15 protein-coding genes and 2 tRNA genes are annotated in these 16,982 nt (G+C 28.1%); 16 read left to right on the top strand and 1 reads right to left on the bottom strand.

Annotated elements, in window-relative coordinates:
- Positions 1-8 precede the first annotated feature (8 nt).
- The 6 genes from B5D11_RS03960 (at position 9) to disA (ending at position 9,092) form a co-directional block, all read left to right on the top strand.
- Positions 9-2,474 (top strand): ATP-dependent Clp protease ATP-binding subunit, encoded by a 2,466-nt coding sequence (locus B5D11_RS03960; RefSeq protein WP_078681763.1) that lies wholly within the window; start codon positions 9-11, stop codon positions 2,472-2,474.
- 115 nt (positions 2,475-2,589) lie between these two features.
- On the top strand, positions 2,590-4,638 hold the full coding sequence (locus B5D11_RS03955; RefSeq protein WP_180376949.1) for a penicillin-binding transpeptidase domain-containing protein: 2,049 nt from the start codon (positions 2,590-2,592) through the stop codon (positions 4,636-4,638).
- Positions 4,639-4,800: 162 nt separating this feature from the next.
- Positions 4,801-5,526, top strand: coding sequence for a GntR family transcriptional regulator (locus B5D11_RS03950; protein ID WP_078681761.1), 726 nt, complete (start codon positions 4,801-4,803; stop codon positions 5,524-5,526).
- Positions 5,523-6,281 (top strand): glucosamine-6-phosphate deaminase, encoded by a 759-nt coding sequence (gene nagB / locus B5D11_RS03945; protein WP_078681760.1) that lies wholly within the window; start codon positions 5,523-5,525, stop codon positions 6,279-6,281. The genes B5D11_RS03950 and nagB overlap by 4 nt, the downstream gene beginning before the upstream one ends.
- Before the next feature lie 255 nt (positions 6,282-6,536).
- On the top strand, positions 6,537-7,901 hold the full coding sequence (gene radA / locus B5D11_RS03940) for a DNA repair protein RadA (RefSeq protein ID WP_078681759.1): 1,365 nt from the start codon (positions 6,537-6,539) through the stop codon (positions 7,899-7,901).
- 126 nt (positions 7,902-8,027) lie between these two features.
- Positions 8,028-9,092 (top strand): DNA integrity scanning diadenylate cyclase DisA, encoded by a 1,065-nt coding sequence (disA, locus tag B5D11_RS03935; protein ID WP_078681758.1) that lies wholly within the window; start codon positions 8,028-8,030, stop codon positions 9,090-9,092.
- Positions 9,093-9,231: 139 nt separating this feature from the next.
- On the opposite strand, the gene B5D11_RS03930 is transcribed toward disA, so the two are convergent.
- The gene (locus B5D11_RS03930) at positions 9,232-9,636 is read right to left on the bottom strand and encodes a DUF1573 domain-containing protein (RefSeq protein ID WP_078681757.1); all 405 of its coding nucleotides are present in this window, start codon (positions 9,634-9,636) and stop codon (positions 9,232-9,234) included.
- A 262-nt stretch (positions 9,637-9,898) separates the two neighbouring features.
- Here B5D11_RS03930 and B5D11_RS03925 point away from each other — a divergent pair, with 262 nt between their 5' ends.
- The 10 genes from B5D11_RS03925 (at position 9,899) to B5D11_RS03880 (ending at position 16,833) form a co-directional block, all read left to right on the top strand.
- A complete protein-coding gene (locus tag B5D11_RS03925; RefSeq protein ID WP_078681756.1) occupies positions 9,899-10,372 on the top strand; it encodes a CarD family transcriptional regulator in 474 nt (157 codons plus the stop codon).
- A gap of 123 nt (positions 10,373-10,495) precedes the next feature.
- Positions 10,496-11,599, top strand: coding sequence for a PIN/TRAM domain-containing protein (locus tag B5D11_RS03920; protein WP_078681755.1), 1,104 nt, complete (start codon positions 10,496-10,498; stop codon positions 11,597-11,599).
- Between the two features lie 21 nt (positions 11,600-11,620).
- The gene (gene ispD, locus B5D11_RS03915) at positions 11,621-12,316 is read left to right on the top strand and encodes a 2-C-methyl-D-erythritol 4-phosphate cytidylyltransferase (protein ID WP_078681754.1); all 696 of its coding nucleotides are present in this window, start codon (positions 11,621-11,623) and stop codon (positions 12,314-12,316) included.
- 344 nt (positions 12,317-12,660) lie between these two features.
- Positions 12,661-14,058, top strand: a complete 1,398-nt coding sequence (gene cysS / locus B5D11_RS03910) for a cysteine--tRNA ligase (protein WP_078681753.1) — start codon at positions 12,661-12,663, stop codon at positions 14,056-14,058.
- A 6-nt stretch (positions 14,059-14,064) separates the two neighbouring features.
- On the top strand, positions 14,065-14,496 hold the full coding sequence (locus B5D11_RS03905) for a Mini-ribonuclease 3 (RefSeq protein ID WP_078681752.1): 432 nt from the start codon (positions 14,065-14,067) through the stop codon (positions 14,494-14,496).
- A 1-nt stretch (position 14,497) separates the two neighbouring features.
- Entirely contained in the window at positions 14,498-15,343 is an 846-nt protein-coding gene (gene rlmB, locus B5D11_RS03900; RefSeq protein ID WP_078681751.1) for a 23S rRNA (guanosine(2251)-2'-O)-methyltransferase RlmB, read from the top strand.
- Positions 15,344-15,345: 2 nt separating this feature from the next.
- Complete coding sequence (locus B5D11_RS03895; protein WP_078681750.1) at positions 15,346-15,858, top strand: NYN domain-containing protein; 513 nt, start codon at positions 15,346-15,348, stop codon at positions 15,856-15,858.
- Between the two features lie 71 nt (positions 15,859-15,929).
- Positions 15,930-16,574, top strand: a complete 645-nt coding sequence (sigH, locus tag B5D11_RS03890; protein WP_078681749.1) for an RNA polymerase sporulation sigma factor SigH — start codon at positions 15,930-15,932, stop codon at positions 16,572-16,574.
- 80 nt (positions 16,575-16,654) lie between these two features.
- Positions 16,655-16,728 (top strand) — tRNA-Gly (locus B5D11_RS03885).
- 29 nt (positions 16,729-16,757) lie between these two features.
- Positions 16,758-16,833, top strand: a tRNA-Thr gene (locus B5D11_RS03880).
- The last annotated feature ends 149 nt before the right edge of the window (positions 16,834-16,982 follow it).

Here is a 16,982-nt window from a genome sequence, read left to right as displayed (position 1 = left end):
TGATTTTTATGATGTTTTCAAGATTTACAGAAAGAGCTCAAAAAGTTATTATGTACGCTCAAGAGGAAGCACAAAATTTTAGACATGGTTATGTAGGTACAGAACATATACTTCTTGGAATTTTAAGAGAAGAAAATGGAATAGCAGGAAGACTTTTAAATGAGTCTGGTATAACAGTAGAAAAGGTTAGAAGTTTAGTAGAAGAATATGAAGGGAAAGGTGAAGCAGATTTATTTAAAAACGAAATTCCTTTAACACCAAGAACCAAAAGACTTTTAGAATTAAGCCTTTTAGAGTCTAGAAATTTAGGGCATAATTATATAAGTCCAGAGCATATGCTTTTGGCTCTTATAAGAGAATCAGAAGGTGTAGCTTTTACTATACTTAGCAGTTTAGGTGCTAACTTTGAAGCATTAAGAAAAGAACTTATAAATAGTCTTTCAGGAGGTATGGGAGAGCAAGAAGGTGAGCCTAATATTGGGGTTTCAGGTTCTTCTAATAGATCACGTGGTACATCTACTCCTACTTTGGATCAATTTGGGAGAGATTTAACTGCTATGGCTGCTGAAGGAAAGCTAGATCCTGTTATAGGAAGAGATAAAGAAACTCAAAGAGTTCTTGAAATATTAAGCAGAAGAATTAAAAATAATCCTTGCTTAATTGGTGATCCTGGTGTTGGTAAAACAGCAGTTGTAGAAGGTTTAGCACAAAGAATTGTATCAGGCAATATTCCTGAAATATTAAAAAATAAAAGAGTAGTAACATTAGATCTTTCATCTATGGTAGCAGGTTCTAAATATAGGGGAGAATTTGAAGATAGATTAAAAAAAGTAATGGAAGAAATAAGAAAAGTTCAAAATGTAATACTATTTATTGATGAAATTCACACAATTATAGGAGCTGGAGGAGCTGAAGGAGCTATTGATGCTTCTAATATATTAAAGCCGGCATTAGCTAGAGGAGAAATTCAATGCATAGGTGCTACAACTATTGATGAATATAGAAAATATATAGAAAAAGATTCAGCTTTAGAGAGAAGATTTCAACCAGTAACAGTTGGAGAGCCTACAAAAGAAGAAGCACTTCAAATATTGAGAGGTTTAAGAGATAAATATGAAGCTCATCACAGAGTTAAAATCACAGATGAAGCTATAGAGGCAGCTGTTAATTTATCAGATAGATATATTACAGATAGATATCTTCCAGATAAGGCAATAGACCTTATAGATGAAGCTGCAGCTAAAGTTAGAATTGCAAACTTAACTGCACCACCAGATTTAAAGAAACTTGAAGAAGAAATAGAAAAGACAACAAAGGAAAAAGAAGATGCTATTAGAGTTCAGGATTTTGAAAAAGCTGCACAACTTCGTGATAAAGAAAAAGAATTAAAAGATAAGCTTGAAAGTGAAAAAAATAATTGGAAAGCACAAAATGAAGGCTCTACTCACAATATAGTGGGAGAAAAAGAAATTGCATCTGTAGTTTCAAGATGGACTAATGTTCCTGTAGAAAAGCTTACTGAAAAAGAATCTGAAAGACTTTTAAAGCTTGAAGAAATACTTCATAGCAGAGTTATAGGTCAAGATGAGGCTGTAAAATCTATTGCAAGAGCAGTAAGACGTTCCAGAGTTGGTCTTAAAGATCCAAAAAGGCCAATAGGGTCATTTATATTTTTAGGACCTACTGGAGTAGGTAAGACAGAACTTTCTAAGGCACTTGCTGAAGCTATGTTTGGTGATGAAAATAGTATGATTAGAATAGATATGTCTGAATACATGGAAAAGCATACAGTATCTAGACTTATAGGTTCACCTCCAGGATATGTAGGATATGATGAAGGAGGACAGCTTACTGAAAAAGTAAGAAGAAATCCATATTCAGTAGTGCTTTTTGATGAAATTGAAAAAGCTCATCCAGAAGTATTTAATATACTTCTCCAAATTTTAGAAGATGGTAGACTTACCGATGGAAAAGGTAAAACTGTAGATTTTAAAAATACTATAATAATAATGACTTCAAATGTAGGAGCAAGTACAATTAAAAAACAAAAAAGCTTAGGATTTTCTGCACCTAATACTAAAGAGGCAGAAAATGAATATGAAAAAATGAAAGAAAATGTTATGGATGAACTTAAGCGTTCTTTCAGACCAGAGTTTTTAAATAGAATTGATGATATTATAGTATTCCATCCTCTTAATGAAGATAACTTAAAGCAAATAGTTAAACTTATGCTTAAAAATGTTTCAGATAGAATTAAAGAGCAAGGAATAGAACTTGTTTTTGATGATAGTGCAGAAACTTATCTTACTAAGGAAGGTTATGATATAACTTATGGTGCAAGACCTCTTAGAAGAGCTATAACTAAAGCTGTAGAAGATAAATTATCAGAAGAAATATTAAAAGGAAATATATCTTCAGGTCAAAAGGTTAAAGTTACAGCAGAAGATAATGAGCTCAAATTTATTAGAATTTAAATCATTTTTAATATAAATTATTTTTAATATAATAAGTAAGAAAGGACTGAAGCAAAATAAATAATTCATAAATATATTTTGCTTCAGTCCTTTCATTATAAGGGAGATGAGTGTGGTGAAAAATAAAAAACATTTATTAGGTTTATTATTAATTATAGTATTTTCATTAACAGGTTGCTTTAAAAGTAAAAGTCCTAATGTTGTTTTTGATGAATTTAGTAAATTTCTTGCTCAAAAGGATTACTCATCAATGTATAATATGTTATCTAGTGAATCTAAAAAAAATATAGATGAGAAATATTTTACTGAAAGATATAAAAATATATACGATGCAGCACATGTAAGTAAGATAATTATAAGTCCAAGCTATCCTGAAAAGTTTGAAAAAGATAAAGATAATAAAGTTAAATTTCCAGTAAAAATATCATTACAAACCCCTATAGGTAATAAAGATTTTACATATGAAGTAAGTCTTATAAACGAAAAGCAGGGGAAAAGCAAAGATTGGTATGTAGTTTGGGATGAAAGCATGATTTTACCTAATCTTACTAAAGGAGATAGTATTTCTTATGTAAAAAGTATTGGTAAGCGAGGCGAAATAAAAGATAGAAATGGGAAAGGTTTGGCAGTAAATAGAAAGGCTGTTGATATTTATATTGTTCCTGAAAAAATTCAAAGTGATAAAGAAAATATCATAAATCAGCTTTCAAGTATATTAAAAGTTACTAAAGAAGAAATTGAAAATGTTTTAAATCAGCCTTACGTTAAGTCTCATCCAGATCAAAGAGCATTTGTAATGAGGCTTTCTAGAGAAGATGATATAGATAAAGCCAAAAAGGCTATAGAACTTCCTGGAGTTTTTACTTCAACTGCCTCTGAAGATATTACTATAAGATATTATCCTGAAAAAGAAGCTGCAGCACAGCTTATAGGATATGTAGATAATATTACTGCAGAAGAACTTAAAAAATATAAAGATCAAGGTTATGATAGTAGTGATATTATAGGAAAAACAGGACTTGAATCAATTTATGAAAAAAGACTTAGGGGAGAAGCTGGTGGTGCTATTTATATAAATGATGATAAAGGTGTACAAAAGGAAGTTGTACTTGAAAAAGAAAAAAAAGATGGAGAGGATATTACTATTTCTATAGATATAAATTTGCAGAAAAATATTTATAATGAAATTAAAGGCGATAGTGGAACAGGAGTAGCAGTAAATCCTAAAACAGGAGAAGTTTTAGCATTGGTAAGCACTCCTTCCTACGATCCTAATTTAATTGTAAGTGAAATAAGTAATAGAAATTATATAGCTTTAGAAAAAAATGAAAGCAAGCCTCTTTTAAGTAAATTTAGTAATGCTACTGTTCCAGGTTCTACTTTTAAACCAATTACTGCAGCAATAGGGCTCAAAACTAACAAACTAGATCCTTCTAAAAAGATTACAATTCAAGGAGAAAAATGGCAAAAAGATTCTTCTTGGGGAAATTATTTTGTAACAAGGGTACATAGTGAATATACATCTTTAAATTTAATGGAAGCTCTTATATATTCAGATAATATATATTTTGCTAAAACAGCTTTAGATATAGGGAAAGATAATTTTATAAATGGAGCTAAAGATTTTGGAATTGGGGAAAAGATAGAATTTCCATTTCCTATGGTTTCATCGCAAATAGGAGATATAAATGATAAAGATGGAATTAAACTTGCAGATAGCGGTTATGGACAAGGTGATGTGCTTATGAATCCACTTCAGCTTGCGCTTATTTATGGATCTTTTGTAAATAACGGTAATATACTAAAACCTATATTGGACATGAAAGATAAAACAGATAATCCTAAAATTTGGAAAGAAAATGTTATATCAAAGGAAATTGCAGATATTATAAATAAAGATTTAATTCAAGTAATAGAAAATCCAAATGGGACAGGACATGATGCCAAAATATCAGGTATAACTTTAGCAGGAAAAACTGGTACTGCAGAGTTAAAACAAAATCAAGGGAAAACTGGAAAAGAAAATGGATGGTTTATTTCTTATAACACAGAAAACCCAAGCATTATGACTGTTATGATGATTGAAAATGTAGAAAATAAGGGTGGAAGTTCTTATGTAGTTCCTAAAGTAAAGAATGTTATGGAAAAATACTTAAAACACTAAAAAGCTTATAAAAAATAGCTGAAACATTAAAAAGCAGTTTAACTTAATTTAAACTGCTTTTTATATAGAAAAAATTTAAACTGGTATAGACATCTATAGGTATATAGGTTATAATATATAATAAATAGAATTTATTATATAAATAAAGAGTGGTGTTTAAGTATGAGTGTAGATAAAAATAGTCCAATTCCTGTGTACTATCAATTAAAAGAAGATATTAAACAAAAAATAAATAAAGGAGTTTGGAAAGCTGGAGAATGTATTGCCAGCGAAAGAGAGCTTTCTATAGAACACAATGTAAGCAGAATGACTGTAAGACAGGCACTTGGAGAACTTGTACAAGAAGGCGTTCTTTATAGAGAAAAAGGCAAAGGAACTTTTGTTTGTGAACCTAAGGTTAAGCAAAGAGATATAATGAGCTTTTCAGAGATGGTTGAAAAAATAGGCCTTAAACTTAAAACAGAAATTTTAACATTTGAAAAAGTGCATACTTTAGAAAATCTTAAAAATTTACTTCCATATGATGAAGTTTATAAATTAGATAGATTAAGAATTGTAGAAGGAGAGGTAATTGCTAAAGAACTTGTATATATTCCGTTACAATATCTAGAAGGTGTAGAAAGAAAAAAGCTTGAGTATTCTTTATATAACATATTAGAAGAAAAAGGAATATTTATAGATCATTCTGAAGCTTCTATACAAGCTATACTTATAGATGATAATTATAAAAAGCTATTTAGAATTGAAAAAGATGTTCCTCTTTTAAAATCTTTTAGTAAAAATATAACTAATAATGGTAAATTAATTTTTATTGAAGAATCTATTTATAGATCAGATAAATATATATTAGAAGTTAATATGCTTAGGAAAGAGGGTAAAATAAAATGAAAGTTATAGTAGCAGATAATTACAATGAAATGAGTAAAATTGCAGCTAATGAAATAGCTAAACTTTTATATGTAAAACCTAATGCAGTTCTTGGTCTTGCAACAGGGAGTACACCAGAAGGAGTTTATAAAGAATTAGTAAAATTAAATAAAGAACATAAAGTAGATTTTTCACAGGTAACTTCTTTTAATTTAGATGAATATAGAGGATTAAAAGGCGACCATCCTCAAAGCTATAGATATTTTATGGATATAAATTTATTTAATCATGTAAATATAGATAAAAATAAAACTCATATTCCAAATGGTGTAGCAGAAGATATAGAAAAAGAATGCAGAGAATATGATGAAGCTATAGAAAAAGCAGGTGGAATTGATCTTCAGCTTTTAGGTATAGGTACAAATGGGCATATTGGATTTAATGAGCCTTCAGATTATTTAAATTTAAACACTCATTTAACTGATCTTACTAAAGAAACTATAAAAGCAAATTCAAGATTTTTTGAAAATATAGAAGAAGTACCAACTCAGGCTATAACTATGGGACTCGGGAGTATAATGAAAGCTAAAAAAATAATTCTTTTAGCAAGCGGAAAAAAGAAAGCTGAAATAATAGCTAAATTAGTAGAGGATAAAATAAGTACAAAAGTTCCAGCATCTATTTTACAAGTTCATCCAGATGTACTTGTAATAGTAGATAAGGAAGCAGCCTCACTTTTAAAACACAATTCAAACAATGAAATAAAATATGTATAACAAAAGAAAATTTGTTGGATAAAACTGTAGTTAAATATTATTACAATGAAATAATATATATAACAAAAAATCTGCAAAATAATTAAATTTTGCAGATTTTTTTATTAAAATTTGATTAATAATTTTAATAATTATAAAAATATATTATAACTAAATTTTTAAAAGTTTAGAATTTGAAAAATTTTATTATCAATTGAAAGCATTACTTTAAAAGAGTATAATAATAGAATCTTATAAACTAAGGGTGATAGAATTATGGCTAAATCAAAAACGGTATTTATTTGCCAAAAGTGCGGTTATGAAAATCCTAAATGGATGGGGAAGTGTCCAGAATGTGGATCGTGGAATAGTATGACAGAAGAGCAAAAAAGTCCAGCTCAAGACTTTACAAGGGCAGTTACTATAAGTACTGGTAACAAGCCTCAAAGTATTATAAATATAAAATCTGGAGAATACGAAAGATTTGATACAGGTATATCAGAACTTAATAGAGTTTTAGGAGGGGGACTTGTAAAAGGCTCTTTAGTACTCATTTCCGGGGATCCAGGTATTGGGAAGTCAACATTACTTCTTCAAACTGCAAATAATATTGCAAAAAGATATGGTAAGGTGCTTTATGTATCTGGAGAAGAGTCAGAAGAACAGATAAAAATGAGAGGAGATAGACTAGAAGCTATTTCTTCAGAGCTTTATATATTATCTGAAACTAATATAGATATTATTGAGCAGCATATAGAAGATGTTCACCCTATATTTGTAATAGTAGATTCTATTCAAACTTTGTATAAAAATAACTTAACTTCTGCTCCAGGAAGTGTTTCTCAGGTTAGAGAATGTTCTAGTGATTTAATGCGTATTGGGAAAACTAGAAATATACCTTTTTTTATTGTTGCTCATGTAACTAAAGCAGGAGAATTAGCAGGACCAAGGGTTTTAGAACATATGGTAGATGCTGTGCTTACTTTTGAAGGAGAAAGAACAGAAGACTTTAGAATATTAAGAACAGTAAAAAACCGTTTTGGAACTACAAGTGAAATAGGTGTATTTGAAATGTCTAGTACTGGACTTAAAGAAATAACAGATCCATCAAGAGTATTTCTAGAAGAAAATAGCTCTACAAAAGAAGGAGCAGTTGTTATAGGTGTTATGGAAGGCACAAGGCCTATACTAGTAGAAATACAGGCACTTGTAAGTGAGACTAAAGCTGTTATACCAAGAAGAACTTCAGTAGGAATAGATAATTCTAGATTAAATTTAATTTTAGCAGTACTTGAAAAAAAACTTAAAATCCCCTTTTATAATTGCGATGTATATGTTAATGTAGTAGGTGGTTTAAACATTTATGGAACTTATGGAGATTTAGGTTTAGCTTTGGCTCTTATATCAAGTTTAAAAGGTAAAGAATTAAATTTAGAAAAAGCTTTAATTATTGGAGAAGTAGGGCTTACTGGAGAAGTAAGACCAGTTTCTTATTGTGATAGATTAGTAAATGAAGGAATTAAAATGGGCTTTAAAAATATAGTTATACCATATAGAAATAGAGAAAAAGCACAATCAAAGGATGCAGATGTTATATTGATTTCCTCTCTTAAGGAAGCCATAAAAAAGGTTTTTAAATAAATTTAATTTAAAAGTAAATTTATTTAATTTAAACAGATTTGAGACTAATATAAAAAATAAAAATAAGAACTTTAGTTACTCAAATATAAATTAATTAAATAAAGTATATAAATAGGGTGATTAATTATGAGAATTGAAAAAGATAAAGAACTTTTAAATATACTTAAAATTATGGCTCCAGGTACACCTTTAAGAGAAGGACTTGAAAATGTGCTTAGGGCTAAAACAGGTGGACTTATAGTTTTAGGAGATAGTGAGCAGGTTTTAGATATAGTAGATGGAGGTTTTTATATAAACTCTGAATATACTCCAACTTATGTATATGAGCTTGCTAAAATGGATGGAGCTATAGTAATAAGCAGTGATTTTAAAAAAATATTATATGCTAATACTCAGCTTGTACCAGATTCAAGCATACCTACATTTGAAACAGGTACCAGGCATAGGACTGCAGATAGGGTTGCAAAACAAACAGGTGCTATAGTTATTGCTATATCTCAAAGAAGAAATATTATAACTATATACAAGGATAATTTTAAATATATTTTAAAAGACACAAGTGTAATACTTAGTAAAGCCAATCAAGCTATACAAACTTTAGAAAAATATGTTGTTGTACTTGATAGAGTTATAAGTAATTTAAATATGCTAGAATTTCAGGATATAGCTACACTTTTTGATGTTATAACAGTTATTCAAAGAACAGAAATGGTTATGAGAATTGTAGGAGAAATAGAAAGGTATATATGTGAGCTTGGCAACGAAGGCAGGCTTGTTTCTATGCAGCTAAATGAACTTGTAAAATCTGTTGAACAAGATGAAATATATTTAATAAGAGATTATTGTCAAAATGGGTTAGATTACAATGATATTTATAAACAGATTCAAAGTATATCACAAGAAGAACTTTTAGATTTAGATTATTTATCTAAAATACTTGGATATACAGGAGTACCTTTAGTAGATACATTTATTTCTCCAAGAGGATTTAGAATGTTAAGTAAAATACCTAGAATACCTTCAGGAGTTATAGAAAATTTAATCAAAAGATTTAAAGAGCTTAAAGGAGTTATGGAAGCTTCTTATGAGCAGCTTGATAAAGTAGAAGGAATAGGAGAAGCTAGGGCAAAAGCTATTAAAAATGGGTTAAGAAGACTTAGAGAGCAGATAATGATTGATAAGCCTATATAAGTTAGAACTTAAAGAAATTTAATAAAATTAAACTTAAAAAGCAGCACAAAAGTTAGTGCCGCTTTTATTTTATTTAAGAAAATTTAATTATATTAGATTTTAGAGTTATTTTAGCTTTAAAAAAATTCTTGTAGTGCTTTTATTTTAAAGAAAACTTACCTAAAGTTTCTATTCTATCATATTCTTTTAAAAGTATATCGTACATATTTAAATCAAGAAGATTACATAAAGAAGCAATATAAAATAAATGATTTCCTATTTCTTTTTCTAATACATCTCTACAGTTATCGCAAGGTACTCCTTTAAGATGGGTTTCAAATTGATCTTTTAAATCTTCAATACTTATATTGTCATCTAAATCTTCAATTTTTTGCTTTTTAGCCTCTATAGACATACAGCCACAATTTGTAACAGCTTTAGCAACAGCTCTATTAATTCTGCTGTCTGATTCTTGAAGTTTAGTCATTATATCTAAAACACTTCTATGTCTTAACAAAGATTCGCTTACGCAGTTTTGAAAATCGTCGAAGATAACATCTTTCATTGGGTCTCAACTCCTTAAATAAGTTTAATATCTTCTATAAAATACTTGAAAAATAAAAATATTAAAAAAATAATTTTGATTTTTATTCTCTGCTTATAAAACAACAAAATATACAAAAAATTTGTTCTGAAAATTATTTTTTCCATTATCTTAATGTAATTATAAAATTTTTCAGATAATTTTGTCAACAAACCATAGGACAAATTTTTATGTACATTTATATAATAAATCAAGAACACTTATAAAGATAGGGGGAAAAAAGATGTTAACTAATGGTGATAAAATATTTGTACCTAATTATGGCGCTGGAATAATAAAAAATATTGAATTAAAAAATATATATAATACTGTATGTGAATTTGTTTATATAGAATTAGTTATAAACGAAATAAGTTTGTCTATACCTATAAATAGAATAAAAAATTACAAAATAAGAGAAATTGTAACAAAAGAACAGTTATATAACTGCATTAATATAATTAAAGAGGAACCTAAGAAAATAGAAAAAAAATGGAGCAAAAGATATAGAAATAATAATGATAAAATATCTACTGGAATTTTAGAGAAAGAATGTGAAGTTTTAAGGGATTTATATTATCTAAAAAGTAAGGGCATTATGCCTTTAGGAGAAGAAAAAATATTAAATAAAGCTGAAGAACTAGTTGGAAGTGAAATAATGCTTGTTTTAGATATAAGCTTAAATGAAGCATTAAAAATTATAAGAAATTTAAAATAATATAATAAATTATTATTAAATAAGGCCTCTAATTATTGAAAAAAATATTTTTATAATATATATTAGATATAAACAGATTTAAATTTGAAAAATTTGCTAATAATGTAAAGGGAGGTGATTTTATTGCTTAAAAAGATTTTTAGAGGTCTTTTTACTGCAACCGGGTTAATAATTGGTTTTTTTATTGGAAAATTTCTTTTAAAACCTAATTATTTCCACAGTTTAAACTATTTCAATAGTAATATTATTTTAAAAGTAATATTTTTAATTTTATGTACATTAATTTTTGGATTTATTTTATTTTTAATTTCTCCTTGGATTAACAAGTTTATATTTGCTGCAATTGATTATATGGAAAAGAGCATTCAAAAAATTCCTGTAAATGAAATTATTTTTGCTACAACAGGAGGTATTGTAGGACTTATTATTGCATCATTATTTGGAATACTACTTGCACAAATATCATTTTTTTGGACAATTATATCTGTACTTATAGCTGTGGCTTTAGCATCTATAGGAGCTGATATAGCTGTAAGGAAAAGAGAAGAACTTATAAATTTCTTTTCAAATATAAAAAAAGGAAGTGTTTCAAAGGAAAAAAAATCTAAAGGACCCCAAAAGGGAGATGCAAAAATTTTAGACACTTCTGTTATAATAGATGGAAGAATATTTGATATATGTCAAACTGGTTTTATAGAGGGGTCTCTTATTATACCTAATTTTGTACTTGAAGAATTAAGACATATTGCAGATTCTTCAGATGCTTTAAAAAGAAACAGGGGAAGAAGAGGTCTAGATATATTAAATAAAATTCAAAAAGAACTTAATATAGATGTTCAAATATATGAAAAAGATTTTCCGGATATAGCAGAAGTTGATAGTAAATTATTAAAACTTGCACAGGTTTTAAACGGAAAAGTTATAACAAATGACTATAATTTAAATAAGGTTGCAGAATTTCAAGGTGTTTCAGTTCTTAATATAAATGAATTAGCAAATGCAGTTAAGCCTGTAGTTTTACCAGGCGAAGAGATGAAAATTCAAATAATTAAAGATGGTAAAGAATCAGGACAAGGGGTAGCTTATCTTGATGATGGTACTATGATAGTAGTTGAAGGCGGAAGAAAGTATATTGGAGAAACAAAAGATGTAGTAGTAACTTCTGTACTTCAAACTGCTGCAGGAAGAATGATTTTTGCAAGACGTAAAGAAGAAATGGAAGCTTAAGTAAAGGTTAAGGTGTATTTTATGGATAAAGTTTGTGCAATTATAGTTGCTGCTGGTAAAGGTAAAAGAATGGGTACTAATATAAATAAGCAATTTTTAAAATTAAAAGATAAACCTATACTTTATTATACACTTATGGCTTTTCAAAATTGCAATCTAATAGACAGTATAATTCTTGTTACATCAGAAAAAGAAGCAGAGTATTGTAAAAATGAAATAATAAAAAAATATAACATTAATAAAGTTTCAGCTGTAGTTTACGGTGGAGAAGAAAGACAGCATTCAGTGTATAATGGATTAAAAGCTGCATCAGAGTATGATATAGTATTAATTCATGATGGAGCAAGACCTTTTGTAGATAATAAAAATATTTTAGAAGGTATAAAATATGCTGAAAAATTTGGAGCGGCTGCTTGTGGAGTTAAGGTTAAAGATACAATAAAAATTATAGATGAAAATAATTTTTCTAAAGAAACTTTAGATAGAGATAAACTTTTTGCTGTTCAGACACCTCAATGTTTTAAATATGATATTATATTTAATTGCCATAAAAAAGCAGCTGAATATAATATTAAATTTACTGATGATACAAGCATTGCTGAGTATTTTGGAAACAAAGTATATTTTTATGAAGGAAGTTATAATAATATCAAAATAACTACACCTGAAGACTTAATTATTGGAGAAAAAATATTAGAGTATAGACATACAACATAAAAACTAAATATAATTAAGTAAAATAATAATCCAAGTATATAATATATTTTGTTTATAACAAAGAAGATTATTTTATCATGAAGCTATATTAAATTTTTAAGTTTTATATCTATATAAAAAATATATAGTATTAAATATAAATTCTCGCCTTTTGGTGAGTATTTTTTTTATGATATAATTTTTAGGGGAAAGTATTATAAAATTAATTGATTTTACGATAAAGATTATTATAAACTATGACTAAAATTAACTTTAAAGTAGCAAATATATATTAATTTGTAGTATTATATATAGGATAAAAATAAAAGTATGGTAGAATATTAGTTATAAAGGAGTTGAAAAATATGAAAATATATAATACCCTTTCAAAAACAAAAGAAGAATTTGTTCCAATTGTGCCTAATGAAGTAAGTATGTATGTGTGCGGACCTACTGTTTACAATTTTTTTCATATAGGTAATGCAAGAACATTTATAGTATTCGATTCATTTAGAAGATACTTAGAATATAAAGGATATAATGTAAAATTTGTTCAAAATTTTACAGATATAGATGACAAAATGATAAATAGAGCTAATGCTGAAAATATAACAGTTAAAGAGCTTGGAGATAAATTTATAAAAGAATATTATAAAGATGCAGATGCATTAAATATAAAAAGAGCAACTGTTAATCCAAGGGCTACTGAATTTATTTCTGAAATAATTAATTTTGTAAAAGATTTAATAGATAAAGGGTATGCTTATGAAGTTGATGGAGATGTATATTTTAGTACAAAAAAATTTAAAGATTATGGTAAGCTTTCAGGGCAGAATTTAGAACAGCTTCAAGCTGGAGCGAGAATAAGCATTGATGAAAGAAAAAAAGATCCAATGGATTTTGCGGTATGGAAAAAACAAAAATTAGGAGAACCTGCTTGGGAAAGTCCTTGGGGAATGGGAAGACCAGGCTGGCATATAGAATGCTCATGCATGGCATATAAACTATTAGGAGAAACAATAGATATACATGCTGGGGGAGAAGATTTAGCATTTCCACATCATGAAAATGAAATTGCACAAAGTGAGGCTAGAAACGGAAAACCATTTGCAAATTATTGGATGCACTCTGCTTTTATAAATGTTGATAATAAAAAAATGTCTAAATCATTAAATAATTTCTTTACTGCAAGAGAAGTTTTAGAAAAATATGATGCAGATGTTATTAGATTATTTATGCTTTCAGCACATTATAGAACTCCTCTTAATTTTAGTGAAGAACTTTTAGAAGCTTCTAAAGCTTCTTTAGAAAGATTATATAACGCTATAGCTAACCTTGAAAGTCTTTTAGAAGAAGTAAAAATAGATAAAATGAATGAAGATGAAAAAAATTATTTAGAAAAATTAAATGGCTATAGAGATAAATATATAGAAAAGATGGATGATGATTTTAATACTGCAGATGCTATTTCAGTTATATTTGATTTAGTAAGAGATATTAATACTAACGTAACATTAACTTCTTCAAAAGAACTTGTAAAATTGTCATTAGATCTTATAAGAGAACTTGGTAAACCTCTTGGTATACTCCAAAAATCTACCAAAGGAAATTTAGAAAAAGAAATAGAAGAACTTATAGCTAAAAGACAGCAGGCTAGAAAAGATAAAAATTGGGCTTTAGCAGATAAAATAAGAGATGAGCTTAAAGCTAAAGGAATTATTCTTGAAGATACTCCACAAGGAGTAAGATGGAAGAAGGTATAATATTTAATGGATTTTGATTTATTCAAGAAAAAATTTACAACAAAAGAAGCAGCGCAGCTAAATCCTTTAGTACTTGCTTTTGTAGGAGATGCTGTATATGAAGTTTTTATAAGGACATATCTTATAGATAAAAATAGAGATATGTCTGTGCATAAACTTCATAAAGAAGCCATTTCTTTTGTAAAAGCTCACTCTCAAAGTGAGTTTATGAAAAAATTAGAAAATGAACTTTCAAAAGAGGAAATAATAATATTTAAAAGGGGAAGAAATTCAAAATCAGCAACTGTACCTAAAAATGCTGACGTGCAGGAGTATAGAATAGCTACAGGTTTTGAAAGTCTATTAGGTTTTTTATACTTAACAGAGCAAAATGAAAGACTTAATTATATATTAAATACTGTTATAAAATTAAGATGTGAAGATCAAAGGAAGGGATAAAATGAAAAAAGAAAAAACTAAAGATGAATTAAAAGAAAAGTATGAAAATGTTCGGGCGGCTAAAAATGATAATTTATATAAAAAAAATATTGAAAATGCACCAGTTAGAGAAGATATTATTGAAGGTAGAAATGCAGTTATTGAAGCTTTAAGATCTGATAGAACAATAGAACAGATTATGATTGCAAAAGGCGATTCTCAAGGTTCTATAAATGTTGTAATAGCACTAGCTAAAGATAAGGGCATTGTTATAAAAGAAGTAGATAGAAAAAAATTAGATAGCATGTCTGCCTCCAGAGCACATCAAGGAGTTATAGCTTTAGTTACTCCTTATAAATATTTTGAAGTAGAAGATATACTAAAATATGCAGAAGAAAAAAAAGAAAATCCATTTATAATTATTTTAGATGAAATTGAAGATCCTCATAATTTTGGTGCAATAATAAGAAGTGCTGAAGTTTGTGGAGCTCATGGAATTATTATACCAAAAAGAAGAAATGTAGGTATAACTTCAACAGTATATAAGTCTTCTGCAGGAGCAGTAGAACATATGAAAATAGCAAAAGTTACAAATATTAATTCGGTAATAGATGAACTTAAAGGAAAAAATATTTGGATTTATGGAGCAGATATGGCAGGAGAGAGTTATTGCTTTGATGTAGATTTAAAAGGCTCAATAGCACTTGTTATAGGAAGCGAAGGTAAAGGAATTTCAAAACTTACTAAAAGTAAATGTGACATGCTTGTAAAAATACCTATGGTAGGTAAAATTAATTCATTAAATGCTTCTGTTGCTGGTGGAATAATGATGTATGAAGTTTTGAAACAAAGGATTAAAAGGGATTAAAATTGAGAAACGTTTTTGTTGATGGATATAATGTTATAAATAGTTGGCCCGAACTTAAAAAAATTAAAGAATATAGTTTAGAAGCAGCTAGAGTAAAACTTATAGATTACATTCAAAATTATGCTACCTTTAAGGGATATAAAGTTTATATTGTGTTTGATGCTCATATGGTCAGTGGGAGTTTAGAGAAAAAAGAAAAAATTACAGATAATCTCATAATTGTATATACAAAAGAAGGAGAAACTGCTGATAGTTATATTGAAAAAACTGTAAATAAAATTGGCAGAAATACAGAGGTTTGTGTAGTAACTTCTGATTCTTTAGAACAACAGGTTACATTTCAAAGAGGAGCTATAAGAATGTCATCTTTGGAATTTTACTTTGAAGTAAAAGAAGCTGAAAATAAGATTAGAACTAAATCAGAAAAAAAGTATTCAGAGAAAAGACATTTAATAGAAGATAGAATTCAAAAAGATATTTTGGAAAAACTTGAAAAAATACGAAGAAGCAAGTAAAACCTCTTGACGAAAAAAATAGTTTAAATGTATAATTAATCTTAGGGCATGGCATACTTGGGGGGATTATATTGTATAAAAACGTTATATTTTCTACAAAAAATTTTTCTGACTTTGAAAACAAACTAGATGAGGAAATAGCAATTGAAGCAAAAAATGGTAATACTGTAGCTCAAGAATACCTCATTAATAAATATGAAAATTTTGTTAAAGCAAAAGCAAAATCTTACTTTTTAATTGGAGCTGATAAGGAAGATATATATCAAGAAGGTATGATAGGCCTTTATAAAGCTATACGAGATTTTAAAAATGATAAAATGACTTCCTTTAAAGCTTTTGCAGAACTTTGTATCACAAGACAAATTATTACAGCCATTAAAACTGCAACTAGGCAAAAGCATATTCCGCTTAACACATATATATCTTTAAATAAGCCTATATATGATGAAGAGTCGGACAGGACTTTGCTTGATATATTATCAATGGCTAAGGTAACAGATCCTGAAGAAATTGTAATAAGCCAAGAAGAATTAAAACATATAAAAGTAGAAATTGGAGAAGTTTTGTCCGATTTGGAATTGGAAGTTTTATCTTCTTATCTTGATGGAAAGTCTTATCAAGAAATTGCATGTGATTTAAATAAACATGCAAAATCTATAGATAATGCACTTCAAAGAGTAAAAAGAAAACTTGAAAAAAGTCTATATGGTAAGTAAAAAAATACCTATTGACATATAAAAATCTTTATATTAAAATTAGTAATTGGTATGTGATATACATATAATTTAATTAATGAGCGGGTGTAGCTCAATGGCAGAGCCCTAGCTTCCCAAGCTAGTTACGGGGGTTCGATTCCCCTCACCCGCTCCAAAAATTTAATTTATTAAAAAGTTTGAATTGCCCATATAGCTCAGTAGGTAGAGCGTCACCTTGGTAAGGTGGAGGTCACCGGTTCAATCCCGGTTATGGGCTCCATAAAAATATATTTTTTATGTTATTTAATTTAATAACACACCAGGGTAAGTGTATTTGAAATAAAGGAGGAAATAAAAATGTCAAAGGCAAAATTTGAAAGAAGCAAGCCACATGTAAATATTGGAACAATAGGACACGTAGACCATGGT

It is taken from the genome of Clostridium sp. USBA 49 (assembly GCF_900167505.1).
In the GTDB taxonomy this organism is placed as follows: domain Bacteria; phylum Bacillota; class Clostridia; order Clostridiales; family Clostridiaceae; genus Clostridium_AT; species Clostridium_AT prolinivorans.
The sequence above is the reverse complement of the archived record's forward strand: the minus strand, read 5'-3'. Positions and strand labels throughout refer to the sequence as shown.

Bases quoted from the DNA above. Each gene is read 5' to 3' on its own strand.
- B5D11_RS03960 (WP_078681763.1), top strand. From the start codon at position 9: ATGATGTTTTCAAGATTTACAGAAAGAGCTCAAAAAGTTATTATGTAC.
- B5D11_RS03950 (WP_078681761.1), top strand. From the start codon at position 4,801: ATGAGTGTAGATAAAAATAGTCCAATTCCTGTGTACTATCAATTAAAA.
- nagB (WP_078681760.1), top strand. From the start codon at position 5,523: ATGAAAGTTATAGTAGCAGATAATTACAATGAAATGAGTAAAATTGCA.
- radA (WP_078681759.1), top strand. From the start codon at position 6,537: ATGGCTAAATCAAAAACGGTATTTATTTGCCAAAAGTGCGGTTATGAA.
- disA (WP_078681758.1), top strand. From the start codon at position 8,028: ATGAGAATTGAAAAAGATAAAGAACTTTTAAATATACTTAAAATTATG.
- B5D11_RS03930 (WP_078681757.1), bottom strand. From the start codon at position 9,636: ATGAAAGATGTTATCTTCGACGATTTTCAAAACTGCGTAAGCGAATCT.
- B5D11_RS03925 (WP_078681756.1), top strand. From the start codon at position 9,899: ATGTTAACTAATGGTGATAAAATATTTGTACCTAATTATGGCGCTGGA.
- ispD (WP_078681754.1), top strand. From the start codon at position 11,621: ATGGATAAAGTTTGTGCAATTATAGTTGCTGCTGGTAAAGGTAAAAGA.
- cysS (WP_078681753.1), top strand. From the start codon at position 12,661: ATGAAAATATATAATACCCTTTCAAAAACAAAAGAAGAATTTGTTCCA.
- B5D11_RS03905 (WP_078681752.1), top strand. From the start codon at position 14,065: ATGGATTTTGATTTATTCAAGAAAAAATTTACAACAAAAGAAGCAGCG.
- rlmB (WP_078681751.1), top strand. From the start codon at position 14,498: ATGAAAAAAGAAAAAACTAAAGATGAATTAAAAGAAAAGTATGAAAAT.